This is a genomic window from Proteiniborus sp. DW1, from assembly GCF_900095305.1.
In the GTDB taxonomy this organism is placed as follows: domain Bacteria; phylum Bacillota; class Clostridia; order Tissierellales; family Proteiniboraceae; genus Proteiniborus.
In genome coordinates, this window is the sequence record NZ_FMDO01000036.1 from 51,583 (window position 1) to 77,546 (window position 25,964).

At 31.2% G+C, this 25,964-nt stretch carries 32 protein-coding genes; all 32 read right to left on the bottom strand.

Translation table 11 applies throughout. The features are described from left to right. Positions 1 to 90 precede the first annotated feature (90 nt). The 32 genes from tsf to DW1_RS09345 all read right to left on the bottom strand — a co-directional run bounded on the left by tsf (position 91) and on the right by DW1_RS09345 (position 25,954). A complete protein-coding gene (tsf, locus tag DW1_RS09195; protein WP_074350324.1) occupies positions 91 to 738 on the bottom strand; it encodes a translation elongation factor Ts in 648 nt (215 codons plus the stop codon). A 75-nt stretch (positions 739 to 813) separates the two neighbouring features. Next, the gene (gene rpsB / locus DW1_RS09200) at positions 814 to 1,512 is read right to left on the bottom strand and encodes a 30S ribosomal protein S2 (protein ID WP_074350375.1); all 699 of its coding nucleotides are present in this window, start codon (positions 1,510 to 1,512) and stop codon (positions 814 to 816) included. Positions 1,513 to 1,714: 202 nt separating this feature from the next. Then, entirely contained in the window at positions 1,715 to 2,170 is a 456-nt protein-coding gene (locus DW1_RS09205; protein WP_074350325.1) for a DUF6115 domain-containing protein, read from the bottom strand. Between the two features lie 11 nt (positions 2,171 to 2,181). Further along, positions 2,182 to 2,526 carry a hypothetical protein gene (locus DW1_RS09210; protein WP_074350326.1) on the bottom strand — a complete coding sequence of 115 codons (345 nt, stop codon included), beginning with the start codon at positions 2,524 to 2,526 and terminating at the stop codon, positions 2,182 to 2,184. 18 nt (positions 2,527 to 2,544) lie between these two features. Further along, positions 2,545 to 4,383 carry a FapA family protein gene (locus DW1_RS09215; protein ID WP_083605609.1) on the bottom strand — a complete coding sequence of 613 codons (1,839 nt, stop codon included), beginning with the start codon at positions 4,381 to 4,383 and terminating at the stop codon, positions 2,545 to 2,547. A gap of 24 nt (positions 4,384 to 4,407) precedes the next feature. Continuing rightward, positions 4,408 to 5,145, bottom strand: coding sequence for a FliA/WhiG family RNA polymerase sigma factor (locus DW1_RS09225; RefSeq protein ID WP_074350327.1), 738 nt, complete (start codon positions 5,143 to 5,145; stop codon positions 4,408 to 4,410). Positions 5,146 to 5,178: 33 nt separating this feature from the next. Beyond that, the gene (locus DW1_RS09230; protein WP_074350328.1) at positions 5,179 to 5,661 is read right to left on the bottom strand and encodes a chemotaxis protein CheD; all 483 of its coding nucleotides are present in this window, start codon (positions 5,659 to 5,661) and stop codon (positions 5,179 to 5,181) included. Continuing rightward, positions 5,661 to 5,954 (bottom strand): chemotaxis protein CheC, encoded by a 294-nt coding sequence (locus DW1_RS16010; RefSeq protein WP_347499713.1) that lies wholly within the window; start codon positions 5,952 to 5,954, stop codon positions 5,661 to 5,663. The genes DW1_RS09230 and DW1_RS16010 overlap by 1 nt, the downstream gene beginning before the upstream one ends. Before the next feature lie 22 nt (positions 5,955 to 5,976). After that, positions 5,977 to 6,240 (bottom strand): chemotaxis protein CheC, encoded by a 264-nt coding sequence (locus DW1_RS16015; protein WP_347499714.1) that lies wholly within the window; start codon positions 6,238 to 6,240, stop codon positions 5,977 to 5,979. A 12-nt stretch (positions 6,241 to 6,252) separates the two neighbouring features. Beyond that, positions 6,253 to 6,708, bottom strand: a complete 456-nt coding sequence (locus tag DW1_RS09240; protein WP_074350329.1) for a chemotaxis protein CheW — start codon at positions 6,706 to 6,708, stop codon at positions 6,253 to 6,255. A gap of 18 nt (positions 6,709 to 6,726) precedes the next feature. Further along, the gene (locus tag DW1_RS09245) at positions 6,727 to 8,754 is read right to left on the bottom strand and encodes a chemotaxis protein CheA (RefSeq protein WP_074350330.1); all 2,028 of its coding nucleotides are present in this window, start codon (positions 8,752 to 8,754) and stop codon (positions 6,727 to 6,729) included. A gap of 3 nt (positions 8,755 to 8,757) precedes the next feature. After that, positions 8,758 to 9,804: a protein-glutamate methylesterase/protein-glutamine glutaminase gene (locus DW1_RS09250; RefSeq protein ID WP_074350331.1), complete on the bottom strand. Its 1,047-nt coding sequence runs from the start codon at positions 9,802 to 9,804 to the stop codon at positions 8,758 to 8,760. Beyond that, positions 9,794 to 10,486 (bottom strand): flagellar brake protein, encoded by a 693-nt coding sequence (locus tag DW1_RS09255; protein ID WP_242942468.1) that lies wholly within the window; start codon positions 10,484 to 10,486, stop codon positions 9,794 to 9,796. The genes DW1_RS09250 and DW1_RS09255 overlap by 11 nt, the downstream gene beginning before the upstream one ends. Before the next feature lie 55 nt (positions 10,487 to 10,541). Then, positions 10,542 to 11,444 (bottom strand): MinD/ParA family protein, encoded by a 903-nt coding sequence (locus tag DW1_RS09260; protein ID WP_074350333.1) that lies wholly within the window; start codon positions 11,442 to 11,444, stop codon positions 10,542 to 10,544. Then, positions 11,437 to 12,570 (bottom strand): flagellar biosynthesis protein FlhF, encoded by a 1,134-nt coding sequence (flhF, locus tag DW1_RS09265; RefSeq protein ID WP_074350334.1) that lies wholly within the window; start codon positions 12,568 to 12,570, stop codon positions 11,437 to 11,439. The genes DW1_RS09260 and flhF overlap by 8 nt, the downstream gene beginning before the upstream one ends. Continuing rightward, positions 12,570 to 14,603 carry a flagellar biosynthesis protein FlhA gene (gene flhA / locus DW1_RS09270; protein WP_074350335.1) on the bottom strand — a complete coding sequence of 678 codons (2,034 nt, stop codon included), beginning with the start codon at positions 14,601 to 14,603 and terminating at the stop codon, positions 12,570 to 12,572. Before flhA ends, flhF begins: the two co-directional genes overlap by 1 nt. Before the next feature lie 12 nt (positions 14,604 to 14,615). Continuing rightward, complete coding sequence (gene flhB, locus DW1_RS09275; RefSeq protein ID WP_242942467.1) at positions 14,616 to 15,701, bottom strand: flagellar biosynthesis protein FlhB; 1,086 nt, start codon at positions 15,699 to 15,701, stop codon at positions 14,616 to 14,618. Positions 15,702 to 15,706: 5 nt separating this feature from the next. After that, positions 15,707 to 16,489 carry a flagellar biosynthetic protein FliR gene (fliR, locus tag DW1_RS09280; protein ID WP_074350337.1) on the bottom strand — a complete coding sequence of 261 codons (783 nt, stop codon included), beginning with the start codon at positions 16,487 to 16,489 and terminating at the stop codon, positions 15,707 to 15,709. Between the two features lie 14 nt (positions 16,490 to 16,503). Beyond that, entirely contained in the window at positions 16,504 to 16,773 is a 270-nt protein-coding gene (gene fliQ / locus DW1_RS09285; protein WP_074350338.1) for a flagellar biosynthesis protein FliQ, read from the bottom strand. A gap of 14 nt (positions 16,774 to 16,787) precedes the next feature. Then, complete coding sequence (gene fliP, locus DW1_RS09290) at positions 16,788 to 17,549, bottom strand: flagellar type III secretion system pore protein FliP (RefSeq protein WP_074350339.1); 762 nt, start codon at positions 17,547 to 17,549, stop codon at positions 16,788 to 16,790. 60 nt (positions 17,550 to 17,609) lie between these two features. Beyond that, a complete protein-coding gene (locus tag DW1_RS09295; protein WP_242942469.1) occupies positions 17,610 to 17,957 on the bottom strand; it encodes a flagellar biosynthetic protein FliO in 348 nt (115 codons plus the stop codon). 68 nt (positions 17,958 to 18,025) lie between these two features. Continuing rightward, positions 18,026 to 18,388, bottom strand: coding sequence for a response regulator (locus tag DW1_RS09300; RefSeq protein ID WP_074350341.1), 363 nt, complete (start codon positions 18,386 to 18,388; stop codon positions 18,026 to 18,028). Positions 18,389 to 18,400: 12 nt separating this feature from the next. Beyond that, positions 18,401 to 19,363, bottom strand: coding sequence for a flagellar motor switch phosphatase FliY (fliY, locus tag DW1_RS09305; protein WP_242942470.1), 963 nt, complete (start codon positions 19,361 to 19,363; stop codon positions 18,401 to 18,403). A gap of 14 nt (positions 19,364 to 19,377) precedes the next feature. After that, entirely contained in the window at positions 19,378 to 19,623 is a 246-nt protein-coding gene (locus DW1_RS16020) for a chemotaxis protein CheC (protein WP_347499715.1), read from the bottom strand. Continuing rightward, positions 19,616 to 20,611: a flagellar motor switch protein FliM gene (fliM, locus tag DW1_RS09310; protein ID WP_074350342.1), complete on the bottom strand. Its 996-nt coding sequence runs from the start codon at positions 20,609 to 20,611 to the stop codon at positions 19,616 to 19,618. Before fliM ends, DW1_RS16020 begins: the two co-directional genes overlap by 8 nt. 13 nt (positions 20,612 to 20,624) lie before the next feature. Further along, positions 20,625 to 21,041: a flagellar basal body-associated FliL family protein gene (locus DW1_RS09315; RefSeq protein WP_074350343.1), complete on the bottom strand. Its 417-nt coding sequence runs from the start codon at positions 21,039 to 21,041 to the stop codon at positions 20,625 to 20,627. A 41-nt stretch (positions 21,042 to 21,082) separates the two neighbouring features. Further along, complete coding sequence (locus DW1_RS09320; protein ID WP_074350344.1) at positions 21,083 to 21,871, bottom strand: motility protein A; 789 nt, start codon at positions 21,869 to 21,871, stop codon at positions 21,083 to 21,085. Positions 21,872 to 21,886: 15 nt separating this feature from the next. After that, positions 21,887 to 22,084, bottom strand: coding sequence for a flagellar FlbD family protein (locus tag DW1_RS09325; protein WP_074350345.1), 198 nt, complete (start codon positions 22,082 to 22,084; stop codon positions 21,887 to 21,889). Between the two features lie 63 nt (positions 22,085 to 22,147). Then, positions 22,148 to 23,599, bottom strand: a complete 1,452-nt coding sequence (locus DW1_RS09330) for a flagellar hook protein FlgE (protein WP_074350346.1) — start codon at positions 23,597 to 23,599, stop codon at positions 22,148 to 22,150. Between the two features lie 77 nt (positions 23,600 to 23,676). After that, entirely contained in the window at positions 23,677 to 24,057 is a 381-nt protein-coding gene (locus DW1_RS09335; protein ID WP_242942471.1) for a TIGR02530 family flagellar biosynthesis protein, read from the bottom strand. A 1-nt stretch (position 24,058) separates the two neighbouring features. Then, positions 24,059 to 24,469 carry a flagellar hook capping FlgD N-terminal domain-containing protein gene (locus tag DW1_RS09340; protein WP_074350348.1) on the bottom strand — a complete coding sequence of 137 codons (411 nt, stop codon included), beginning with the start codon at positions 24,467 to 24,469 and terminating at the stop codon, positions 24,059 to 24,061. A gap of 12 nt (positions 24,470 to 24,481) precedes the next feature. After that, on the bottom strand, positions 24,482 to 25,954 hold the full coding sequence (locus tag DW1_RS09345) for a flagellar hook-length control protein FliK (RefSeq protein WP_074350349.1): 1,473 nt from the start codon (positions 25,952 to 25,954) through the stop codon (positions 24,482 to 24,484). Positions 25,955 to 25,964: the final 10 nt, after the last annotated feature.

Below are 25,964 nucleotides of genomic sequence, written 5' to 3' on the forward strand. Positions count from 1 at the left end.
ATCAAAAACACCTTCAAAACTAGTAAAAAAAGTTAATCAAAAGCTTGAATTATTTACTTAAATGGAGAACACTTTGTGTTCTCCATTTAATTAGCCATTGATTTGCTTAGCTACTTCTTCTGCAAAGTTTTCTTCTCTTTTTTCTAGACCTTCGCCAACTTGGTATCTAACAAATCTTCTTATTTTAATGTTTTCACCTATCTTAGCTATTTTTTCAGCTAAAAGATCTTTTACTATAACGTCAGAGTCTTTAATGAATGGTTGTTCTAATAAACATACCTCTTTATAGTATTTTTCAATTCTTCCTTCAACCATTTTTTCAGCAATATGCTCAGGTTTCCCTTCGTTTAATGCTTGTTGTTTTAATATTTCTCTTTCTTTCTCTATTTCACTTTGTGGAACTTCATCTACAGATACATATTTAGGATTTGCAGCTGCCACTTGCATAGCCATATCCCTAACAAAAACCCTAAATTCCTCATTTTTTGCAACAAAATCTGTTTCAGTATTAACTTCAATTAGTACACCAATTCTGCCTCCATGTATGTATGCCTCTACAATACCTTCGGATGCAATTCTTCCAGCTTTTTTAGCAGCCTTAGATAGTCCTTTTTCTCTAAGCAAATCAATTGCTTTTTCAATATCTCCGTTAGTTTCTTCTAAAGCTTTTTTACAATCAAGCATTCCTACACCTGTTCTTTCTCTTAATTCCTTAACCATTCCTGCTGATATAGCCATTTTATATGCCTCCTTTTAATTAAAAAAAGTAAGAGCAGTAAGGGAAAAATTCCCCTATAACCCTTACCTTTATGATTACTCTTCTATTTGCTCGCCTTGTTTACCTTCTAAGACAGCATTAGCAATTGTTTCAGTAAGTAGCTTAACAGCTCTTATTGCATCATCGTTTCCTGGAATTACAAAATCAACTTCGTCAGGATCGCAGTTTGTATCAACGATGCCTACTACAGGTATTCCAAGTATCCTAGCTTCTTTAACTGCAATTTTTTCTTTTCTAGGATCTACAACAAATAATGCATCTGGAATTCTTTGCATATTCTTAATGCCGCCAAGGAATTTCTCTAATCTCTCGGCTTCATGTCTTAATTTGATGACTTCTTTCTTAGGAAGAACATCAAATGTCCCATCTTCCTCCATTTTTTCTAATTGTTGAAGTCTTTCTATTCTTTTTCTTATTGTTTTGTAATTTGTTAGCATTCCCCCAAGCCATCTTTGGCTTACAAAATGCATGCCACATCTTTTTGCTTCGCTCTCAATAGACTCCTGTGCTTGTTTCTTTGTACCAACAAAAAGAATTTCTCCACCATTAACTGCTACATCTTTAATAAAATCATATGCTTCTTCTACTTTAACAACAGTTTTTTGTAAATCAATAATGTAAATTCCATTTCTCTCAGTAAAGATATATTCAGCCATTTTGGGGTTCCATCTTCTTGTTTGATGACCAAAATGTACTCCTGCTTCTAAAAGACTTTTCATAGAAATAACTGACATGCTTTTCACCTCCCTTTGTTTTTCCTCCACCCTTTTCACCTCCATAGAGCACCATAGTGGCACAACCCTAAAGATCAAAGAGTGTGTGTAGTTTCACCTTATGTAGTATAACATACCAAGTGTGATTTGGCAATAAGTTTTTTTAGTATTAAGGATACTGTACTATATTCTGCATTAACTACATCTTTTATACAATATTTTCTTAATTACTTTTCTTATTATGAAATTTTAAAATTATTTCTACTTCTCTAATACCCTTCTCAGTAATTCTGGCTATTTCTTCAACTCTTAGACCTGACTTGTACAATTCAACAATCTTATCATAATTATCCTTCGAATTATTCTCTATTAACTCTTTTGGATTGTCGTGATTATCGCTGATATTACTATTTTCCTTTATGAAAGTCAAATCTTTTCTATTAAAAACTAAACTAGAATTTGTACTTTCTGTTAAATCTTCACTCATTATATTGTTAATATCATTTAACATCTCTTCAAAGTTCATTGTATGTTCAACTGGTTGAGAGTTTGTTTCATTAATATCATTTATTAATTCAATTTCTTCTAAATTAATTGCTTTTTTTCTATCATTAGAAAATATAGCTATGGATGCTATAACTATTAAAAGTAAACCTAATATTAAAATAAAGGCATTCATTTTACACCTCATTAGATTTTAATATCAATTTTAGTTCCTATTGTCTCGCTTAATATAGCTTTTTCTTTTTTATCTATGTTCTTGTCATTTTTATCTTGAGAAGTCATACTCTCATTTTCTTCAAACTTATTATACTTGTTTCTTTTTTGTTCTTTATTACTTTTTTGTTCTTTATTGATTTTTATTTTATAAACTTTATCTGTTGTGTTAACCTTTTTTAATTCCCTTTTAAATTTCTTATTTTGCATTACGGTTTGATCTTGAACAAAAAATCTTTGCTTGTTATTTTCTACCTGCTGTACTTTTGAAATTAACTGTGCATTAGGAACTTGGTTATTTAAATCAATTGGTCTCATAAAATAACCTCCTAAATATTAAAAATCATATGGACCAATTTTTATTTCATTATTTTCTATATATAGAGTACAATGCTTTATTTCATCTCTTATAAACATAGTGCTATTACCTATAACAACTTTTACACCTGGATAAATAACGTTTTCAACTTTAATTTTACCTCTGGATAATGAATCTATCTGCTTTAATATATATGCCATTTCTTTTTTATGACTTTCAAGATTCTTTACAAGTATAGCTCTTGCTTGAACTACTTTGTTTAATGTTTTTTCTTTTTCTTCTGTCAACTCACCGTTTTTCGACATTCTATTAAATAAGGCAATAGATTGGTCAAATTTTTTTATATTACTTTCAATTTCTTCAATCTCACCCTTTATTGCATCGTGCTTGCTTCGTAGATTTGGGTATACTCCTACCTCCAAAACTGTTGCTGTTGCCATAGTTGATCCAATAGTTTTGGCTACGATTTCAGTTGCAGCCTTACAGGTTCCTCCAACAATTAAACCTTTTTTCCCAGTTACTTTTATGCTACCATTACTAATTACTTCACTATGCATTATTGCATCTGAAATTATGTCACTATCAGCTTCTAGGAAGCTATTTTCGATGTATCTAGCAACAATAGTTCCTTTAGAAAAAAGTTTACCTTTGTTATACCCCTGGATTCCTCTTTTTAAAATGATATTTCCAAGACTACTTACTTTAGCTCCTTCAACAACTCCTTCAATCTCTACGTCACCATCTGCATTTACTTCAAATCCTGTTAATACATTCCCTTTGATTTTGATTGTACCATTGAAATTTATGTTACCTGTAGAATTGTCGATATTTCCTTTTACTTCAAAAACTTCCTTTACCATTACTTTGTTATCTTGTATACATACTTGTCCATCTTTTTCAGCTATTAAGTTCTTACCGTCTTCAGAAACTTTTACATTTTTACCATATCTAAATTCTTTCTTTTTACCTTTTTTCCCTTCTATAGTCTTCCCATATACTGTGTTCCCTTGTTTCCCATCTGTTGGTAGAATTAGCTCAGCAAGAATATCTCCTGCTCTTACATTATGGATTATATCGAGATTTCTAAAATCTACACTACCATCTTCTAAAACACGTGGAGTAGTATCTATTGTCACAGGAAAAAAGTATTTTATATAACCGTCTTCCCCATCAATAGCCTTTTCTCCCTCTGCAATTAAAGTTTTGCTATTATAGCATTTTTCATTTATAACCTTCTTTAATAGATTGACATTTAATCCGTACTTGACGCAATCCTGTACTTTTTCAAAAGCTTCGTCAACACTAATATCTTTTCCACCAGAAGGAGGTATTAAAGTAATAAAAGCACATAAACCATCATTTGAAATATCAATCTTTAATTCTGCATCTAATAATACTTCTTCCTGTTTTGGTGCAATTTTAAATCTACTCTTTTCTTTAGAATTTATCGCTTCCTCTATTGCGCTAATATCTATGTTATCTATTTTCTTCTTTCTAATAAACTCCAGTGCCTGCCTAGAATTAGACTGAAAAGTATCTCTATCTAAAATATTAAGGTATACACCATCATCTAAGTACTCAATTCTATAAAATGAGCTTTCAATTGATTTGTTTTTATCCATTTTAATTAATTGCTTAGCTAATTCTACATCTCTGTCTAAAAGTCTTTCTTCTCTACTAGAATGATTTAGTGTTAATTTAACTTTATAATTTCTAATTGATACTCCCATTAGAGTTTTTCCTTTTTCTAATACCTCGACTTTTACTTGTTCTCTATCCGCATTTAATTTTTTCAGTCCCTCATCTATTAATATATTTAGGTCCTTACCTTCTAAAATAATAAATTTCTGAGACATATTACCACATCCTAATAGTTATTATTATATAATCCCTTTTGACGCTAATAGGTTTTTAAGTGATAGAATAGCTTTGCTATGTAGCTGAGATATCCTCGATTCAGAGACTTCTAATACACTTGCAATTTCTTTATATGTTAATCCTTCATAATAATATAAAGAAATCACAATTTTCTCCTTCTCAGTTAAATTCTCTATAGCCTCTTTAAGTAAAAATTTTAGCTCTTTATTTTCGAATATTCTCTCTGGGCTATCTAGATCACTTAAGTTGTCATACGTTTCTCCTTTATTAATCAAAGCTTCCTCTAAAGAAACTATATTTAATGTTGAAATCTCAGAGAGTATGCTTTCAACTTCAGTTTCAGTTGTTTTTAACTCAAATGCTATTTCTTTAGTAGTAGCACTTCTTCCAAGTCTATTCTCTAATATATTTATTGCTCTTTCCATTTCCTTAGCTTTTTTTCTTAAACCCCTTGGAATCCAATCCAATTTTCTTAAATTATCAATAATTGCACCTCTAATTCTGATTTGCGCATAGGTCTCGAACTTTAAATCTCTGTTAATGTCGAATTTATCAATAGCATCTATAAGTCCAAATATTCCAAATCCAACTAAATCCTCGTACTCAACATTTCCACCATAAAAATTATACATTCTGCCGGCAACTATCTTAACTAATTGAATATATTTTTCAATCAAGACCTGCTTATAACTTAAATCTTTAGTTTCTTTATAATTCCTCCATAACATGTCAATTGCCATATTGTCACCTCCAAAAAGGTGGTATAAAACTATCTATATACTTTTAGTACCGTGTCCTATGGTTTTAATTAATAAACTTCCGTCTTGACTATCTAATTCAATTGTTCTTCCATAATTTCCTCCAGTATCTTCAGCAATTATTTTTACATCAAGCTCTTGTAATTTTTTTCTTGAGGCAATTACATTTCTTTCTCCTATTCTCAAAATATCAACATTAGAACCAAATGAAAACATTTGAGAACCTCCCGCAAGTTTTGCAACTAAATATCTTCTATTTGCTCCTAATAGGAGCATTTCTTTTAACAGTTCCTCAATTGCAGTATCAGCAAACTTTGCTTTGTTACTATTATTTTTTATCTCTAAGCTAGATGGTAGCATAATATGTGCTAATCCTGCTATCTTATTAACTTTATCATATAAGGCAATTCCCACACAGGAGCCAAGGCCTAAAGTAGTTAAAATACCTGTAGATTTTATTGCTTTATAGTCTGCCATCCCTACCTTAACTATTTCCATTACCCAATTACCCCTAGACTTTTTAGTATTTTTTCAAAAGAGCCAACCTCTGGAATTAAAAATAAATCTCCCGTTATTTGCTTATTATTTTCTACGAATTGTGTTTCTATAAAAATAACATGTTCTCCAATATGACCGAACTGAACTGCAGGTACACTTAAAATTGCAGCAGCCATATCTACACAAATAGATGGAATAGACAATTTTAAATTTAATCCTGTTAATGCACTTAATGAGTTAATATATGAAGCTGAAAGTATGTTTCCAACCTCAGATAAAGCAGACATATCCATTTCATCTAATTCACTTTTTGTACTATGCTGAATTAATATCTAAAACAAACATAATATTTCCTTCTATTTCATCAGTCATATTAAAATATATGCCAACTACTGGAGTTTCACTATCACCTAGTATTTCTCCTACATCCTTGAATTCTAATATTTTTACTTGTGGTACCTTCATATCAACTTTTTTATCGATCATAGAAGCTAGTGCTGTAGCTGCATTACCTGACCCAATATTTCCTAATTCTTTTAGAACGTCTAATAAAATGGAATTTAAGTTGTTTAAATCCATATTCATTCACTCCTAACTAACCTGTCCCATGTCTTTTATCCCAATAACCTGCTCAATGTCTATTAGAATTATTAGCTTACCATCCTTTTTTCCAATTCCTTTGATGAAGCCTTCCATCACACTATCTTTCACAGCAGGTGGATTATCTATCTCTTTAGAATTTATTTCCATTACTTCTGAAGATGAGTCTACCAGTAAACCAATCTCTAGATCATTAACAAAAACAATTATTATCCTAGAGTTAGAATCTACCTCTTTCTGAGATAATTCAAACCTCAATCTTAAATCAATTACAGGTACTACTTCTCCTCTAAGATTGATCACTCCTTTTACATATTCAGGTGAATTTGGTACTCTAGCAAAGTACTGCATTCTTTCTATTGATTTTACATTAGCAATATCTATTCCATAGTGCTCTTCGTCCATTTTAAAAACCACATACTTCAAATTATCATTTGAATTAGTCATATTTTGCCCTCCTCTTCTCTAGAATAGAGAATTAACATCTAAAATAAGGGAAATCTGTCCGTTACCCAATATTGTAGCTCCGGCTAAATATGGTATTCCCAATAGAAACTTCCCTAGCGATTTAATTACGATTTCCTGCTGACCTATTAGCTTGTCTACTATTAATCCAGCTTCTTTATCACCTTTTTTAACTACCACCATTGTTGTTTCATCGAATTCAGTGGAATCTTGTATTCCTAAAACCCTATTAAGCCTAATTATTGGGAGTGTGGAATTTCGGAATAATACTACCTCTTGATTTTGAATTTTTCTAATTTCACTCATCTTAACAGGTGTAATTTCTCTTATAGAACTTAGCGGTAAAGCATATATTTCTTCTTTCAAATTTATTAGGAGTGCTGGTATAATGGCAAGTGTTAAAGGTAATCTTATGCTAAACTTACTACCCTTGTATTGACTTGTCTCAACTTCTACAATTCCATTTATAGATTCAATTTTATTTTTTACTACATCTAAGCCTACGCCTCTGCCTGAAACATCTGAAACTGATTCAGCTGTACTAAAGCCTGGCATGAACAATAAATTGACTGCCTCGTTGATAGTTAAGTCGCTGGCTTCTGACTGTGTTAGTAACCCCTTATCCACAGCCTTTTTCTTAACCTTCTCTACATTAATACCGGCGCCATCGTCTTCTAGTTCTATTACTACGTTATTACCGTCAGGATATGCTTTAAGTATTATTTTACCTACTGTTGGTTTTCCTCTTTCTCTTCTCGTTTCTGGATCTTCTATTCCATGGTCAAGTGAGTTTCTAATAAGATGAATAAGTGGATCTCCTATTTCATCGATTATTGTCCTGTCTACTTCAGTTTCTTCTCCAGACATTTCTAGTTCTATTTCTTTACCTAGCTCTTTCGCAAGATCTCTTACCATTCTTGGAAATCTATTAAATACTCTTTCTATTGGAACCATTCTTACTTTCATTACTGCATCATGTAGGCTTGTTGTTATCCTCTCTAAGTATTCAATTGTTTCGTTTAAATTACTTCTTTCAACATTACCTGTGTCTTCAAGTCTAGTCTTTATTATTATAAGCTCACTTACTAAATTCATTAAATTATCTAATCTATCAATATCAACCCTAACAGTTTTACCAATTATATTAGTAGTAGTTTTTTTCTTCTCATTAGTAAGCTTTTTGCTTTCTAAGTTTATATCACTATTATATTCATTACTTGTTGCTAATGTCTCATGAGAACCAACATCTATTGAAGTGTCTTCAGCAACACCTGATGGCTCAAATATTATTTCTTCAACCTCTACTTTTTCTACTTCGGAAATCATTAGTACGTCATTCTTTATCTCTTCTTTTGACTTTTTAGTAACCAAAACCACTGTAAATTTTTTATCAAACTTCTCGTCTTCTATATCTTCAGTTGATGGAGATGAATAAACTATTTCTGAATAAGATTCTAATGTATTGAAAACTATGAATGCTCTAGCTGACTTAAGTAAACAGTTATCACTTAACTTAACTACGATATTATAAGCATCCATACCTTCACTATTTGCCTTCTTGATTGCATTAATAACATACTCATCTAAATCCAACTTAACATGTTTGTCTTTATTAGCAGCAGAATTCCTATCTGGTTCCAAATTTCTACAATTTAACTTGTCATTAAGTTGCTGAATTAAAGCAGTGTCATCTTGCTCCCCTTCTTTTCCGTTACTTACGATATTACTAATATGATCATCTAGAACATCAAAACAAGAAAATAATAAGTCTACTATCTCTGAGCAGATAGATAATTTATCGCTTCTAACAGCATCAAGCAAATTTTCCATTTCATGGGTTAGATTAGCAATTTTATTGAATCCCATGGTTCCTGACATTCCTTTTATAGTATGTGCAATTCTAAATATTTCGTTAATTAGATCCTTGTCATCAGGATTTTTTTCTAAATTTAATAGATGGTCATTCAAAAACTGTAAATGCTCTTTAGATTCTTCTATAAACATATCAAGATACTGATTCATATCCATATTCTACACCCCCAGTATACTTATAATTTCATTACTTATTTCATTTAATGGTAGTATTTTATTTACACAACCATTATTTATGGCTGATTTGGGCATACCATATACTATACTACTTTCTTCATCTTGTGCTATTGTATAGCCTCCACTGTCAAAAATGCTCTTCATTCCATTAGCTCCATCAGAACCCATTCCTGTCATAATAATTCCTATTTTATTATAATTTTTTATTTCTGCAACTGATTTCATCATTACATCAACAGAAGGTCTATGTCCTGATACTACAGCATCTTGGTTAAGTCTTAATATTACCCCATCTTTTTCCTGATGTGCAGTCATATGGTAGTTACCGGGAGCAATATAGCAATGTCCTCTAAGTAATCTTTCACCATCTTCAGCTTCCTTTACTCTTATATTAGACATGGAATCCAGTCTAGAAGCTAAAGATTTAGTAAAACCTTTAGGCATATGCTGCACCACCAGAATACTCCCATTGATATTGGCAGGAATTTGTGGAATTACTAACTGTAATGCCTTAGGTCCTCCTGTTGAAGTTCCAATAGAAATAATATATTCTGATTCTTTTTCTTTGGACGAGAAATGTCTATGTATTTTCTTTGGTCTTGTTAAAGTAGTATTAGATTTTGAGTTTCTTTTAACCTGTGCGGCAATTTTAACCTTTTCTATTAGTTTATGCTTTTCTTCCTCGTTATTCAACTTAAATATATTAGTAGGCTTAGTTACAAAATCAAATGCACCGATCTCTAATGCTTTTATTGTAGAGTCAGCACCACTTACAGTAAGACTACTCAACATAATTACTGGAATATTATACAACCTCACTATTTCACGTAGTGTGGATATTCCATCCATTATTGGCATTTCAATATCTAGAGTAATTACATCTGGAGTAACATCGTTTAATTGCTTAAGTGCATCTTGCCCATTTTTTGCAGTCCAAGGAACATCAATATCCTTGTCTTCTTTGAGTGAGTCTGATATTATTTTTCTCATAAAGGCAGAGTCATCGATTACCATTACCTTAATAGTCATTGAAATCAATCCTTTTTTTCCTCAGTTCTCTTTCTTGTTCAAATATATATTTCACAATTGCATCCCTTTCATAATTATCAATATCCAAAAACTTAACTCCTATTTCATATTTGTACTTATAAGCATTGTTTTTAGCTTTGGATACTCTTATAACTTCACCTATGGTACTAACTTCCACATCTTTAATAATAAAGTTAATTCGTATTTTATCTCTTTCTCTATGTTTAATGTTTGAAAAGAGCTTCAGTCCACCTCCACTAATATCTCCAGTTATACATATCTCTTTCTCAGTTTCTATATCATTACCATTCTCTATATCATATACTTGTTCCGCATTGTACTCTTTTTCAACCTCTAATGATATAGGCAATCTAAAATAGTTACGATCTTGTATTTTAACAATTTCATTGAGCCTTTCAACCTTTAATTTATAGATTCCTTTCTCCCACACTTCTTTTACTAGTGCTCTAAAAACAAACTTGCCAATTCTTTCCTTATAATAGTTTACAACTATAACAGAATTGAGTTCAACATGTATGATAGTACTCCTTCTAATTGGTCCAGCTATTACATATTCTTTTTCATTTAGAATGTCTAGTATTTGACTACTATATTGTCTTGGTGGGTGTTCTGCTTTCATAATGTAAATTTTATCTCCAACCTTTAGTTCAGACGAATCCATATTCACTTACGCATATCCCCCCTTAAACTTTACTTAATTATTATAGTGCAAGATGTTATTGAGTTCTATTGTTAATGAAAAAAGCCTTAAATCTACTTAAAAAACTCTGAAAATTGCTTTTTTCATTTTCAATAGAGGTTCCTATGATTTTAGTAGCTATACTATTAATGTTTCTTGACATAGTCGAATTAGGAAAAAGGGTTATAAATGGTTGCTGATTCTTTACAGCTTCTTCTACTTGCTTACTTTTTAGTATATACCCTAAATTTTCTATTTTTGTACTCAAAAATTTACTTGATGCTGCACTTATCTTTTCAAAAACGCTAAGAGCTTCTTTAGAGTTTTCCGCCTTATTCACTACTAATTTAAGTTTATTATTATACCCTTTAATTCTCAACGCCTTTATAAGAGCATATACATCAGTTAATGAAGTAGGTTCAGGTGTTGTTATTAATATAACCTCATGGGCTGCTGCAACAAAGCCCATAACAATTTCTGAAATACCTGCACCAGTGTCAATTAATATATAATCAAAACGACTTTCCATTTCTATTATTTGCTTTTTTAAGTGCTCTAGACTTTCATCATTTAACTGCACCATATTATATAGTCCAGAGCCTCCTGCAATTATTTTAATTCCATTTGGTCCATCAGTAATTACATCAGTAATTTTCTTATTCTTTGTCAATACGCTGCTTATAGTTTCTTTAGGAAATATACCTAACAAAACATCAATATTGGCAAGGCCTATATCTGCATCAATAACTAAAACGCTATAACCAAAATTGCTTAGTGAAATAGCAAGGTTGATTGTAAAGTTGGTTTTGCCTACTCCTCCCTTACCACTGGTTACAGCCATGACTCTTGTATTGCTAGTTCTTTTTTGATTATCATTATTTTGATCATAATTATTTGATTTTCTTAGTAACTGTCTTAGTTTTTCTGCTTGATCATGCATAGCTAGATACTCCAATCAAACATTTGCTCAGTTTATCCATATTAGGTATCTCAATATCATCTGGAACGTTTTGACCAGTAGTTAAATATGATACTGGATAATTAAAATAGAATTTTGTATTTAAAATATTCCCCAAATTAAGCGCCTCATCTATTTTACTAAATATTATCTTAAAGTCTGCAATAAAACTATATCTATTTAATACATCCCTAATAGTTTCAAAATCAGTAGTTGCATTTATGACAAGATGTATCTCTTTATTGTTTACTGAGTTAATTAACTCCATTATTTCGTTCATTTGCTCTTCATTTTTATGACTTCTTCCAGCAGTATCTACAAGGATAATGTCCTTATCTTTAAAGTTCGACAACGACTTATAAATATCCTTTATTTCATACACTACTTTTATAGGGATATTCATAATTTCAGAGTATACTTTTAACTGCTCGACAGCAGCAATACGATAAGTATCAGCAGTAATCAACCCTACATCATGGTTTTGAGTTATAGAAAAATTTGCAGCTAATTTAGCTAGTGTAGTAGTTTTTCCAACTCCCGTTGGACCTATAAAAAATATAATCTTTTGTTTTCCATCATAAGTAATAGGTGAAGACTCTCCTAAATAATCTCTAATGCTGTATAGAATAATTTCTTGAACCTGTATACTGTCCTTATTAGTTATGTTTATTTGTTGATTTATTTTATCTAAGATCTGAAATGCAACCTCCTTATTAACTCCATTATCTATAAGAGAGTCGTAATAATTAGAGAACACCTCAGGCAGTTCATTCTTTTTAGTATCTAATGTATTAGCTACTTTTTCAACTATAGTTCTTATTCTCTTAATCTCATCCTCTAAATGATCTTTATTCTTTAAAGAATGACTTTTATTTACATTAATATAGTTGTCTTTTGTCATATTAGGAAAATTAGAGAGATATTCTTTTTCCATATTTTTTTCTTCAATAGCTGCTACTACCTCTATTAAATTTCTTTTAAAAAAACCCATTAAACCTGGTTGTTTAATGCTTCTGGTATGTAAGATTATTGCATCTGAACCTAGTTCTTTTTTTACCTTATCCATTGCCTCCTGAGTTGAGCTACCTAAATATCTCTTAATTTTCATTATATAGTCACCATCCCTATAGATTGAACTTCAACAGAAGAGTCAATTTCATTATAAGATAAAACAATTAAGTCTCTTGTTAATTGCTCTGTCAACCTTTTCAAGTAAATTCTTACAATAGGCGCAGTTAAAATAATTGGTTGTAATCCAATAGAGGTCATTTTCTCTACATTTATTACTATTTTGTTTAAAATACTCTGAACTTTATTAGGTTCAATTGCTAAATATGAGCCTGTTTCTGTCTGGTTAATTGATTCCATTATTAGTTGCTCTAATTCACTATCTAGTGTTATTACTTTAATTTTATTATCCTCCACATATTTTTTAGTAATATACCTTGATAGCTTTTGTCTGACATACTCTGTAAGCATATCAGCATCTCTAGTAACAGATGCGTAATCTGCTAAAGTCTCTAAAATTGTTACCATATCTCTAATAGAAATTTGCTCTCGTAATAAATTCATCAGCACTTTTTGTATCTCTCCAATTGATAAAAGCTTAGGAGTTAGCTCTTCAACTAAGGCAGAATGTTCCTCTCTAACATTATCTATTAGTACCTTCACATCTTGCCTACTCAAAAGTTCACAAGCATTCCTTCTAATAATCTCTGTAAGATGAGTTGCTATTATTGACGGTGGATCTACAACAGTATAACCTAAGACTTCAGCTTTTTCTCGTTCTTGCTCTGTTATCCACTTAGCAGGTAAACCAAAAGCTGGCTCTATTGTATCTATCCCAACAATATCGCCCTGTGATGTTCCTGGATCCATAGCTAAATAGTGATCAAAAAGCACTTCACCTTTTGCTATCTCTACACCTTTTATCTTGATTATATATTCATTAGGGTTAAGCTGAATATTATCACGTAGTCTCACTATAGGTACCACCATTCCAAGATCTAAAGCAATTTGTCTCCTTATCATAACAATTCTATCCAACAAATCTCCGCCTTGGTTTATATCTGCTAAAGGTATTATACCATAGCCAAATTCTAGTTCGATATCTTCTACCTTTAATAAGGTCATTACATTCTCAGGCTTCCTTATTTCATCTATTTCAGCAGATTGAGAGATTTCAATTTCTTGACTCTCATCTTTTCTCTTATTGGCATTCATAGTATAACCAACGAATAAAAATATGGCTCCTAGAATAAGATAGGGTAAATTAGGTAAAGGAGTCACTATTCCAATAAAAGATATAACTCCACCAACTATATACATTAAAGTTGGATTATTACCAAAAAGTTGAACTAATATGTCTTGTCCAAGATTTGATTCTGATCCAGCTCTAGTAACTACAATACCCGTAGCCGTTGAGATTAAAAGTGCTGGGATTTGACTTACCAATCCGTCTCCTACTGTTAACATAGTATATTTAACCAATGCATCTCCTATAGGCATATTCTTAACTATAACACCTATAATTAATCCAGCAGTGATATTAATTAATGTAATGATTATCCCTGCAATAGCATCTCCCTTAACAAATTTACTTGCTCCATCCATCGCACCATAAAAATCTGCCTGCTGTTGAATTTCTTTTCTTCTCTTTTTAGCATCCTGTTCTGTAATCAAACCTGAGTTTAAGTCCGCATCTATAGACATTTGTTTTCCTGGCATAGCATCTAAGGTAAACCTAGCAGCAACCTCTGCCACTCTCTCAGAACCTTTAGTTATAACAATAAAATTGATTATTACTATAATAAGGAAAATAATGAGACCTACAAAGACATTCCCTTGTATAACAAAGTTACCAAAGGCTTCAATTACGTCCCCTGCCTGTCCTTCGCTTAATATATATCTAGTAGTAGATATATTTAATGCTAGTCTAAATAATGTAGTAATCAATAATAGCGAAGGAAATATAGAAAACTGGAGTGCATCCTTTGTATACATTGAAATTAAAAGAACAAGTAAGGCTAGTGAAATATTAAAACTTAGTAAAACATCTAAAGCTCCCATAGGAACTGGTATAATTATTATCATAATAATAGCAATTATTGCTAATGCTACGAAAATATCTCCGCGTTTCATAAAATCCTCCTTTTAGTACTTAAGGCTATAAACATAAGCAAGTACCTCTGCTACCGCTTGATAAAGCTCTTCTGGAATTATTTGACCAATTTCAACAGTATTATATAGAGTCTGAGCAAGAGGCTTGTTTTCAACGGTAGGGACCCCATGTTTTTTAGCTATATCTTTAATATTTTTTGCAATCAAATCTGCTCCTTTAGCTAACACATAAGGTGCCTCGTACATTTCCTTATCATATTTTAAAGCTATGGCAAAGTGAGTAGGGTTTGTAATAATAACATCTGCCTTAGGAACATCTTGCATCATCCTTCTCATTGCCATTTGTCTTTGTTTCTCTTTTATCTTTGATTTTATTTGAGGATTACCCTCAGTTTGCTTATATTCTTCTTTAACTTCCTGCTTAGACATTTTTAAATTCTTTTCATAATCCCACCATTGATAGCCATAATCAAAAATTGCCAAAATCAGCAAAGCAATTCCAGACCTAATTCCTACATTAAACACAATACCACCAATATATGTTACAATACTCTCAATGCTTAGCTCTAAAAGCTTAAAAATATTGTATATCTCACTTATTGCATATTTATATATTAAATATCCAATTACAACTATTTTAAAAATAGATTTTAGTAACTCTACTAAAGAACGTTTTGATATTATCTTTTTGAATCCTTCTATTGGATTTAATCTGCTTAGCTTAAACTCTAGTGTTTTCGTGGTAAATAAAAAGCCTAACTGCAAGTAGCTTGCTGCTACTCCAAATATCAATATAAAGCCAGTTATAGGACCAACTACAATCACCATGATACCAACTATTCTCATCATCAATATGCTGATATCTCCAGTATTAAACATGTCAGATTTCAAAAAGTATTCCTTATAAAAACTATTCGAAAAAGATAATAAATTACTAAGCATATGGTTCCCAAATATTCTTAAACATAGAAAAGAAACAATTACTATTATTGCTGAATTAATTTCTTTACTTTGAAGCACTTGTCCTTTTTCTCTAGCTTCCCTTCTTCGCTTAGGTGTAGCTTTTTCTGTTTTCTCTTCTGAAAATAATTGCAAATCAATTACAAAATTTAAACTCAAGCCTATCATCCTTTTTGAATAACCTTTAAAAGATTATAAATTCCCTCATTCATACTAGAAAAAATATTCTGAAGAGTTGCTAAAAATAGAGGAATAGTGATTGTTACTGCTGCTAATCCAATAAATATCTTCAAGGGCATACCGACTATAAAAACATTCATCTGCGGCATTGTCTTTGCTAAAATACCTAATAAGACATCAGCTAGAAATATGGCAGCTAGCACTGGTCCACTAATTTTAAAGCTAATAATAAATGTTTGAGTAAGAATACGAACCAACTGATTCACCATGTCTCCTGTAAACTTAATTTGTCCAATAGGAATATAATCATAAGAATTTACTAAAGCCTCAATTAGAAAATGATGACCATCTAGAATAAGAAAAAACAAAATACAAATTATATAATAAAATGAACCCATTATAGGTATTTGTATATTTTGTTGTGGATCTAGCACATTGACCATCCCAAATCCTATTTGCATATCAATAATTTGTCCTGCTAAATACAAGACAGTAAAAAAAAGGTAGGATACAAAACCCAGCATTAATCCCACTAGTAGTTCTTTTATTGAAAATACTAATAATTCTAGAGGTGTTAAAGCTATTATATCAACTTCAATAATATTGATTAATATAGTTGAGCAAAAAAACGAAAATCCAATTTTTAGTATGTTAGGAATATTATCTCTACTAAATATTGGAGTAATAAAAAAAAGCCCTGTCATTCTTACTAAAATCATTAAAAATATTTGGTATTTATTTATTATTTCTATCATTAAATTCTCCATGTAAATCCCTCAATTTAATTGATGTATGTATTTATATTATTAAAAAGATTTAATGTAAGATCAATTAACACATTGAGAATCCAAGGACCAAATACCAAAATTGATATAAATACTGCGATTATTTTGGGCACAAAAGATAATGTAGCCTCTTGGATTTGTGTAGTTGCTTGAAAAATACTAACTAGTAATCCCACCAACAATCCAAATCCAAGCATTGGAGCTGACACCATCAAAATCGTTTTAAGAGCTTGTTGTGCTATATTTAGTACTTCACCTTGACTCATAATAATTCTCCTAACTATTTAAAACTTGAAATAAGCTGCCCAATTATAAGATTCCATCCATCTACCATAATAAAAAGCAGCAATTTAAATGGCAAAGATATCATAACAGGTGGAAGCATCATCATTCCCATTGACATTAATGTACTAGCCACTACCATATCTATGACTAAAAATGGAATAAAAAGAATAAATCCAATCTGAAACGCGGTTTTTAGCTCACTTAATATAAATGAAGGAATTAGCACCCTAGTAGGTATATCTTCAATTTCATCTATATTTTCTATCCTAGCCATTTTTAAAAAAAGTGCTATATCCTTTTCTTTAGTTTGTCTAAACATAAACTCCCTTATAGGAATCATTGCAGTGTCTAATGCTTCTTCCTGCCCTATCTCACCCGATAAGTAAGGCTGGATTGCCTCTTGATTAATTTCAGACGCAATAGGCGCCATCAAAAAAAAAGTTAAAAACAGTGCAATTCCAATTAAAACTTGATTAGGCGGAGTCTGCTGTGTACCTATTGCGTTTCTTAGAAAAGATAAAACAATAATTATTCTAGTAAAGCTAGTCATCATTATCAAAATTGAAGGTGCTAAAGATAATATAGTAAATAATATGAGTAGCTGAATTGAAGAAACATACCCTTCTCTATCTGTATTCCCACTAATAGTATTAAACGCTTCCCCTAGTGACGGAACTTGTGGTTCTGCAAAACTAGTTCCATTAAGTAAAAGTATAAATATTAATGATATTATAATAATCTTAAAAGACTGTTTCATATTCTCATTCCCTATCTCTTCTTAGTAATTTGCTTTATACGAAATAACAGATATAATTTTTTATCTATTTTTTCTTTTAATAAATTTCCTAACTATATTATCCTTTTGCATTATTGTTTTTTCAGCAATACTGTAAATATGCTCCATATCGGATTTTAGCTCCCTTGCTTCAATGTTTATGTCTTTTTTATTTAACTTATCCAGTAAAAGTACATGAGAATTATTATCATATACTATATAAATAACTTCAAATATCTCAATAATTAAAATTCTAGTGTTATTTCCTAAAGAAATAGCTTCAATTACCTTAGTATTTTGACCTTTACTTAATGAGTTTGACTTTATACCCAAGTATTTTGTAAAAAAGAATGCTAATAATATTACTACAGCGAAAGAAGCAAAATACATAACCACTTTGAATATTTCAGTTATCACAAGGTCATCACATCCAATTTGTTATTAAACACAATAAATGATTATCCTAAAACTTTTTTAACCGCTTCTAGTACTCTATCTGCTTGAAAAGGTTTAACTATAAAATCTTTAGCACCAGCCTGTATGGCTTCAATTACCATAGCTTGTTGCCCCATTGCTGAACACATAACTATTTTAGCTGAACTATCGATTTTCTTTATTTCTTTTACAGCTTGAATTCCATCTACCTCTGGCATTGTGATATCCATTATAACTAAATCCGGAGATAATTCCTTATATTTATCTATAGCTTTAGCACCATTTTCTGCTTCTCCTAATACATCAAAACCGTTTTTTGTGAGAATATCTTTTATCATCATTCTCATAAAAGCTGCATCATCGACTATTAATATTTTATTTGCCATATTAATTCCTCCTTAATTTTTACTTATTCTTTTTGATGGACTAATGATATCTGTAATTCTAATTCCAAAGTTATCGTCTATTACTACAACTTCGCCTTTGGCTATAAATTTACCATTAGCATAAATTTCTAAGGCTTCGCCAAGTAGCTTGTCCAGTTCAATTATTGTTCCTGGTCCATATTCTAAAATTTCACCAATTTTTCTAGTAGTCCTACCTAATTCTACGGTAATATCTATAGGAATCTCATTAATTAGCTCGATGCTTTCATTATATAATTTATTCTCTGTTGTTTCAAACTGACGTAATTCAAATTTTTCAACATTTACTGGAGAATGCTTTATATTTTTATTTTTTTCTAAACTATTGTCATGTTTCAATTGTTCATTAAACACCTTGTTTTCTCTTTTTTGTGGTTCAAAGGCCACATTATTGCTGTCATTTGAATAAGTCAAATCTTCTACTCTGCTAACATGACTTACAGTTTCAGCTTCATCTTTTCCCATAAGCTGATTTACCATATCCTGTGCAAAGCTTAATGGAATTAACTGCATTATTTCGCTATCTATTAGATCTCCAACTATCATTTTAAAAGAAACTTTTACAATAGTCTCATCATATTCGAATATATCTATATCAAAGTTATTCTCTTTTAAATCAATTTGGAATGCTATAGGAGGTTCGATATCAATTAAGTTAGAAAATAGCTCTGATAACGAAGTACAAGAGGAACCGACCATTTGATTCATGGCTTCACTAATAGCACTGATATCCATATCATTGATATCCCTATCAATGTTTTTTCCATCCCCTCCCATCATCAAGTCAGTAATTACTTTTACATCTTCACTTTTTAAAATTAATAAATTAGAACCTTCTAATCCTTGTTTATACTTAACATTAACTGCAACAAAAGGTATTGGATACTGTTCTGAAAGCTCCCTCATTGTAGTTATATCAACCTTAGGTGTAGTGATAGTGACTTTTTGTCCTAAAAAGGTATTGGATACTGTTCTGAAAGCTCCCTCATTGTAGTTATATCAACCTTAGGTGTAGTGATAGTGACTTTTTGTCCTAATAAGGTAAACAAAGTAGTAGCTGCAGTACCCATACTTATATTCCCAATTTCCCCTAATGCATCCTTCTCAGTTTCGTTAATTATTTCATCTTCTACTTTATCATAGTTCCCTCTTAATAGCATATCAATTTCATCTTGACTTAGCATATTATTAGTCATCAGATACATCACCTTCCTTTTGAACTCTAGTTATTTGAACTGCTACTTTATTTTTATTAATACCTGGTCTACCAAAGAACTTCAGTTGACTGCCTACATTTATAGTGATTTCGTCGTTAGCTCTGCCTTCTAGCATAATTACATCGCCTTTTTGAAGATTAATCAATTCTCCAATAGTAATTCTAGTTGAGCTAAGAATTGCATTTAGATTAACATAAGTATTTTTGATTCTTTTGTTAAGAAGTTCTTTATCCATTTCTGTAGTCTCTCTCTTAGTAGATGAAAACCAAAGTTTAGTACTTAATTTTTCTAATATAGGCTCTAAAACTAAATGAGGAATGCAAACATTGAATAGTCCTTCAGTATTCCCAATAGCTAGATTCATGGTAATAAGTGCTATGGTTTCATTAGGAGAAATTATTTGAGCAAATTGTGAATTTGTCTCAATCTTTTCTAATGCTGGTGTTAGGATAATCACATTATCCCATGCTTGAGCCATAAGTACAATAATTCTCTTTATTAAGTTCTTTAACAAGGTTAACTCTATCTCTGTAAAACTTCTAACATCAACAGGCTTTTCTCCATCACCACCTAGTAAACGGTCAATGACTACAAAAGCAATATCTGTTGAAATATCAATAATAATCTGACCATTCAAAGGCTCAAAATCAACTATAGAAAGAAAAGCTGGATTTGATATAGCATTTGTAAATTCACTATATGCATACTGGTCAACTGTCATAACAGAAATTTTTACAGGGGCCCTTAAATATCCTGAAAGAAAAGTTTGTAAAAGTCTGCTGAAGTTATCATGAATAATTTCTAATGTTCTTAACTGATCCTTAGCTATTTTCTGAGGATTTCTAAAGTCATATTTCCTCACTTTTTTTTCAGCAGTATCTTTTTTTATTTCCTTAACATCAACTTCTCCAGAGCTTAAAGCATTAAGTAGGGCATCTATTTCATTTTGCGATAAAACCTCAGCCAATATTGTTACCTCCCTACTGCACTATAAATTCTTCAAAGTAAATTTTAGTAATACTTTCAGTATTAAAAATTTCAGATAGCTTATTAGCTATTTCACCTTGAAGTGTTAATAATCCTTCATTTCCCTCTAAATCTTTTTTTGTTTTATTCATCATTATTGCATTGATTTCATGTTTAATAGAAAAATTTCTGCTTTCAAGTTTTTCAATCATCTTTTCATTATTAAGTTCAATTGTAACTTTTAGCTTTACAATTTTATTGCTGTCTTTAAGATTGCTGTACATCTCACCAACATCATAATAAAAATACTCTATTGATGTATTTTGATCAATATTATTTTTATAAGATATTAATAGAAAAACAGAACCAACTATAGTGATTATCATTATAAAGGAAATAATAGCTACGAGAAAAATCTTTTTTGTGCTCATTTTTCCGACTCCTTTTTATTTCAGTTTGTAATTCTTAATTATTATAGTGCTTCTTCAGTGCTAATTTCTTTTTTGTAACTCCTTCTTAAATCTGGTGGCAAGAAAGTTTTTAGCTTTTCTTCTATTATTCTAGGATTTTCTCCTGCTTGTATAGAAAGAAGCCCCTCTAGCATCAGTTCTTTAACTAATACTTCATCGCTACTTTTACCTTTTAACTTATTAGCTAAAGGTAAGAAAACTGCATTAGCTAAAAAAGAACCATAAAATGTAGTAATTAGTGCTACAGACATACTAGGTCCAACACTTGATACATCTTCCAATTCTTTTAGCATGTTTACAAGTCCTATAAGTGTTCCTACCATACCGAATGCTGGAGAATAAGTACCCATAGCCTCAAACACGCCTTGTCCTTCCTTATGCCTTTCCTCTAGAAAATTCAGTTCAGTTTCTAGTATGTTTCTCACTAGTTCTGGATCAGTACCATCTACAATTAACATAATACCCTTCTTTAAAAACTCATCATTTGCCTTTTCCCCAGCTTCCTCTAATGCCAACAATCCTTCTCTTCGCGCTAGATTTGAAAGTTCTATTAATTGATTAATTACTCCACTGGGATTTGAATCTTGTACAAATAAGGCTTTCTTTATTGCTTTCATAGCTCCTATAATTTTTTTCAAAGGGAAGCTTATTAAAGTAGCAGCCACTGTTCCTCCAAGTGTTATAACAATTGAAGGAAAATCATAAAAGTTAGCTATATTTCCAGAATCCATTATTCCCCAAACGATAAAGCCTATAGCAGCTATAAATCCAATAATCGTTGCTATGTCCATTAGCTACACCTCTTCTTAATCCTTAATTTTAAGATTATTTATGTTGCTTTTATACTCAATTACTCTTTTAAGTATTTCATCCATTGATTCCTTCACAACATATTTTTTACCAGTTGTTAAAGTAATAACTGTATCAGGAGTTTCTTCGACAAACTCAATAAGTTCACAGTTTATCATAAACTCAACATTGTTCAATCTATGTACTTTTATCATATAACCATCCTTTTTTTCTTTAATTAGGCAGCAGCGTAGCTGCCTAATTAAAGTTATTGGTTATTACCTTTTCATATTAACCAATTCTTGAAGCATTTCATCTGTTGTTGTAATAATTCTTGAATTTGCCTGAAAACCTCTTTGTGTAGTTATCATTTCAGTAAATTCCAATGATAAATCAACATTTGACATTTCAAGTGCACCAGGTGCTATTGCGCCTAAACCACTACTGCTTGGCTTGCCAATTTGAGGTTCTCCTGAGTTTCTTGTATCAATAAAGAAGTTGTTGCCAATTTTCTGTAGTCCCATAGGGTTGTCAAACTTAGCCAATATTATTTGGCCTAGAGCTTTTTTCTCACCATTAGTGAAACTTCCTATTATAGTGCCTGTGGCATCTATGGCAAACCCATCTAGATTACCTGCTGTGTTTCCATTTAAAGCGTGTGGCTTTGCGTCTGCTTCTTTGGCATATTGGGTTAGTTCCTTTAAGTCAAATTTAATAATATTATCATAGCTACCCGGACCATTTGGCGTACCAAAGCCTACGCTAGAACTGTCAAACTCAATAGAGAAGTCAGCACCTCCTGTTAATTTTCCTTCTTTATTAAAAGTAATATCATGGAACTTATTAGGTTCTTTTGGTTCAATAGGTTCCCCTCCATTTAAAGGTTTAATTGAAACTATACGAGACTTCCATTTACCAGTAATACTTTCCAACGCTTGTTTAGCATCATTTTCTGTACTAAAAGGCACTTCCTCTATCCATTCTCCATTATTGAAGTATGTAGCAGTATTATTCTCAACACCTTCAAAGACTTTGAAAATCTCAAATTCTACTTTATAACCATTTCCAAGACTATCTCTTATTATTGTGTCAGTTTTGTGGAATGCATCCTTATTCAATACTAGCTTATAAGTAGGAGGATCCCCAGGGTTTGCTCCAGGCACTTCTTCTATCTTATATGGCAACTCCATCCTCGAATCTAGATTTCCTCTTAACTCTACATTCTTAGTTGTTGTAGGTGGAACTGTTTCAGTTTGGCTAATAGTTATTGCACCTATTTCACTAGTCCAGTTTCCGTTATCATCAAATTTATACCCTAATACCTTATATCCATCTGCCGTAACTAAGTTTCCTGCTCTATCTAATGTGAAGTTCCCTGCTCTTGTATAATATCTATTTTCGAAGTTAGTATCATCAGATACCACAAAGAAGCCTTCGCCATCTATCATTAAATCAGTAGCATAATCTGTTCTTTGGGTAGCTCCTTTAGTATGTATTGTATTAATAGAGCCTATATTTACTCCTAGTCCTATTTGTTGAGGGTTAGTTCCTCCCTTTCCATCTTGAGGTGCAGACGCTCCTCTGACTACTTGACTAAATACCTCTTGAAAAGTAACTTGTCCTCTTTTATAGCCAACTGTATTTACGTTAGCAATATTGTTACCAATGACATCCATTTTTGTTTGATGAACTCGGAGTCCTGAAACTCCTGAATACATTGACCTCATCATAATGAATTTACCTCCCTTTTAGGCTACTATATGTCCTCTATCAATCAGACATAAATAACTTCCTTACAAAGGTCCAGTTATATTATTATAGCCCCATCTATATTAGTGAAAATATTGTTTTTAAGTTGTTCTTTATTCACTGAAGTAACGATAGTTTTATTCTTAATATTTGCTATGAAAGCTTTATCATCCATTAGTATTAAAGCTTCCTTAACACCTTTTGTCGAAGCTTTATTAACCGCTTCTTCAATTCTTAAAATTTCATTAGTGTTTAAGTTAATATCTCTAGTTTGCATTCTTTCCACTGCATGTTTGGAAAATTTTAAGTTTTGCTTTATTTCTTCGTTTTTAAGTATATCTTCAAAATTATGAATCTTGCTGTTATAAGCCTGAGTTTCTTTTCCTTTAGTTAAACCATTATTTTGCAGTATTCTATAGCTAATATTCTTAATATCCATATTATTCAACACTATCATCTCCAGATGTTTCTCCTGGTGTTTCTATAGGTTCTCCTCTATATGCCTCAATAGCATTTCTTATGTTCATAAGCTCTTTTATTATTTGCACGCTTCCCATGACCTGATTTTCATTTAGCTTATCTAGCACTTCTAATGTTTGTTCCTGAGATGACATTATGTTCTTGTTTAGTTCTTGCATTTGCTCTAATGTACTAAATTGAGCCATCTGAGCTATGAACTCTTTATCTTCCATTGGATTTAATGGATCTTGATGTCTAAGTTGTGTTACTAATAACTTTAAAAAAGCATCTTTACCTAACATCCCATTATTATTAGATTCTTCTACTTTCTTTTGCTTATTATCAAACTTATGCCAAATAAGGTCATCATTATTTACATTATTTACCGCCATATCTCTCACCACCTATACAATTAAATCAATATTTCCTTCCGATGAATATAAGCCACCAACTATTTGTCTTATATCTTCTTCATAAGTTAAACTTCCAGCAGTTCTTTCAAGGCTCGGTTTTTTTGTCTTAATTCTCTGTGATTGTTTCCAGGCTTGTCCATTATTTTTATCAAATCCTGAATCTTTACCAACAGACACATCCAAAGCTTCAAAATTAAGTCCTAGTTCTTTCATGTTTTCTTTAAGGCTGTCTAAATTAGACTCTATTAGTTGCTTAATGTTGTAATTTTCTACGAATGCTTTAGCAGTAATTACCCCTTTTTCTGTCGTTAATTTCAAGGATATCTCACCAAGAAAGTCTGGTTTAAGCTTAATTCTAATTTCATCTGTATTGTCCATATCAATCTTCACTTTCTCAACAATTTGTTCAAAGATATCCTCTTTGTTAAATATTATATTTCTCTCATGCTGTATAGTATCTAATACATTGTCAATTATTTTTCCATTATAGTTACTATTATAGTTATGATTATGAGAGAATATATTTGGGTCTTTAATTTCAATAGTTGTCTGAACATCTAGCTCATCAGCAAACTTTAGCTTATCTTTGTCTGCAAAGTCATTCTCATCATTTTTATCTTTTATTAAAGTAGCTTTCACATCAAAATTAGCTTCAGCTTTGGTATCAGTTGTTTGATCAAAATCTCTATCTTCTTCATTAGCATGTATTTTTGATAAAAGATTATTTGAATTTAACTCTTCAGAAGTATTTTCTCCTGATATTTCAGTTTCTACGCTAGGTAAGGAGCTTTCTTTTTCTTCTGCAACTACTGCTGAATCAACTTGGAGTGCTTTATTATCAAATTTAACTGTAGCCTCATTATCTGATTCCTGCAAATCAATCACTTCAAAATTCTCGATAGCTTTAGACGATTCAGTCAATATTTTATAATTTTGATTTAATCCTATATCTTCCTCTAAATCATTTACGTCTATTAAGCTAACAAAAGACTCATCAACCAACTCACTTTCAGTTAGTTCCTTTGTAATCCCATCAAGTTCTTGAACCTTATCATAATGTGCAGTATCTAATAAAAGTGAAGCTAAATAGTCGTAGATATAGTTTGCATCGTTTTTTTCACTATTCTCTTCAGTAGAAGCTGTTTTTTCTTCGATATCTGCTTTATCTGTTCTAGGTTCCTTAATCTGCTTAGTAGGTGTAGAAGCATTCTCTTTTAATTTACCATTAATTGAACTATTTGTATTTTGCTTCTCTTTTATGTTTTGGTTTTTATAATTAATTGAACTAGCTTTTGAATTATAACCATTAGAAAATTGATTATCTGCAGTATCTTTTTTTCGATTCAAAATCTCCTCAAAAGCCCCTTTCTTATCTCTTCCATTAGTTTTCGCTTGATTATTTATTTCTTTTTCTTTATTGACACTAGTCTTAGATAGAGATAAAAGAAAGTTATTAGTTATCATTTTTTTCACC

What these genes read in the sequence shown, in the direction of transcription:
- tsf (WP_074350324.1), bottom strand. Translation starts at nt 738, where the DNA reads ATGGCTATATCAGCAGGAATGGTTAAGGAATTAAGAGAAAGAACAGGT.
- rpsB (WP_074350375.1), bottom strand. Translation starts at nt 1,512, where the DNA reads ATGTCAGTTATTTCTATGAAAAGTCTTTTAGAAGCAGGAGTACATTTT.
- DW1_RS09205 (WP_074350325.1), bottom strand. Translation starts at nt 2,170, where the DNA reads ATGAATGCCTTTATTTTAATATTAGGTTTACTTTTAATAGTTATAGCA.
- DW1_RS09210 (WP_074350326.1), bottom strand. Translation starts at nt 2,526, where the DNA reads ATGAGACCAATTGATTTAAATAACCAAGTTCCTAATGCACAGTTAATT.
- DW1_RS09215 (WP_083605609.1), bottom strand. Translation starts at nt 4,383, where the DNA reads ATGTCTCAGAAATTTATTATTTTAGAAGGTAAGGACCTAAATATATTA.
- DW1_RS09225 (WP_074350327.1), bottom strand. Translation starts at nt 5,145, where the DNA reads ATGGCAATTGACATGTTATGGAGGAATTATAAAGAAACTAAAGATTTA.
- DW1_RS09230 (WP_074350328.1), bottom strand. Translation starts at nt 5,661, where the DNA reads ATGGAAATAGTTAAGGTAGGGATGGCAGACTATAAAGCAATAAAATCT.
- DW1_RS16010 (WP_347499713.1), bottom strand. Translation starts at nt 5,954, where the DNA reads ATGGATATGTCTGCTTTATCTGAGGTTGGAAACATACTTTCAGCTTCA.
- DW1_RS16015 (WP_347499714.1), bottom strand. Translation starts at nt 6,240, where the DNA reads ATGGATTTAAACAACTTAAATTCCATTTTATTAGACGTTCTAAAAGAA.
- DW1_RS09240 (WP_074350329.1), bottom strand. Translation starts at nt 6,708, where the DNA reads ATGACTAATTCAAATGATAATTTGAAGTATGTGGTTTTTAAAATGGAC.
- DW1_RS09245 (WP_074350330.1), bottom strand. Translation starts at nt 8,754, where the DNA reads ATGGATATGAATCAGTATCTTGATATGTTTATAGAAGAATCTAAAGAG.
- DW1_RS09250 (WP_074350331.1), bottom strand. Translation starts at nt 9,804, where the DNA reads ATGACTATTAAGGTAATGGTAATCGATGACTCTGCCTTTATGAGAAAA.
- DW1_RS09255 (WP_242942468.1), bottom strand. Translation starts at nt 10,486, where the DNA reads ATGGATTCGTCTGAACTAAAGGTTGGAGATAAAATTTACATTATGAAA.
- DW1_RS09260 (WP_074350333.1), bottom strand. Translation starts at nt 11,444, where the DNA reads ATGCATGATCAAGCAGAAAAACTAAGACAGTTACTAAGAAAATCAAAT.
- flhF (WP_074350334.1), bottom strand. Translation starts at nt 12,570, where the DNA reads ATGAAAATTAAGAGATATTTAGGTAGCTCAACTCAGGAGGCAATGGAT.
- flhA (WP_074350335.1), bottom strand. Translation starts at nt 14,603, where the DNA reads ATGAAACGCGGAGATATTTTCGTAGCATTAGCAATAATTGCTATTATT.
- fliR (WP_074350337.1), bottom strand. Translation starts at nt 16,489, where the DNA reads ATGGAGAATTTAATGATAGAAATAATAAATAAATACCAAATATTTTTA.
- fliQ (WP_074350338.1), bottom strand. Translation starts at nt 16,773, where the DNA reads ATGAGTCAAGGTGAAGTACTAAATATAGCACAACAAGCTCTTAAAACG.
- fliP (WP_074350339.1), bottom strand. Translation starts at nt 17,549, where the DNA reads ATGAAACAGTCTTTTAAGATTATTATAATATCATTAATATTTATACTT.
- DW1_RS09295 (WP_242942469.1), bottom strand. Translation starts at nt 17,957, where the DNA reads ATGTATTTTGCTTCTTTCGCTGTAGTAATATTATTAGCATTCTTTTTT.
- DW1_RS09300 (WP_074350341.1), bottom strand. Translation starts at nt 18,388, where the DNA reads ATGGCAAATAAAATATTAATAGTCGATGATGCAGCTTTTATGAGAATG.
- DW1_RS16020 (WP_347499715.1), bottom strand. Translation starts at nt 19,623, where the DNA reads ATGACTAATAATATGCTAAGTCAAGATGAAATTGATATGCTATTAAGA.
- DW1_RS09315 (WP_074350343.1), bottom strand. Translation starts at nt 21,041, where the DNA reads ATGAGCACAAAAAAGATTTTTCTCGTAGCTATTATTTCCTTTATAATG.
- DW1_RS09320 (WP_074350344.1), bottom strand. Translation starts at nt 21,871, where the DNA reads ATGGACATAGCAACGATTATTGGATTTATAGCTGCTATAGGCTTTATC.
- DW1_RS09325 (WP_074350345.1), bottom strand. Translation starts at nt 22,084, where the DNA reads ATGATAAAAGTACATAGATTGAACAATGTTGAGTTTATGATAAACTGT.
- DW1_RS09330 (WP_074350346.1), bottom strand. Translation starts at nt 23,599, where the DNA reads ATGATGAGGTCAATGTATTCAGGAGTTTCAGGACTCCGAGTTCATCAA.
- DW1_RS09335 (WP_242942471.1), bottom strand. Translation starts at nt 24,057, where the DNA reads ATGGATATTAAGAATATTAGCTATAGAATACTGCAAAATAATGGTTTA.
- DW1_RS09340 (WP_074350348.1), bottom strand. Translation starts at nt 24,469, where the DNA reads ATGGCGGTAAATAATGTAAATAATGATGACCTTATTTGGCATAAGTTT.
- DW1_RS09345 (WP_074350349.1), bottom strand. Translation starts at nt 25,954, where the DNA reads ATGATAACTAATAACTTTCTTTTATCTCTATCTAAGACTAGTGTCAAT.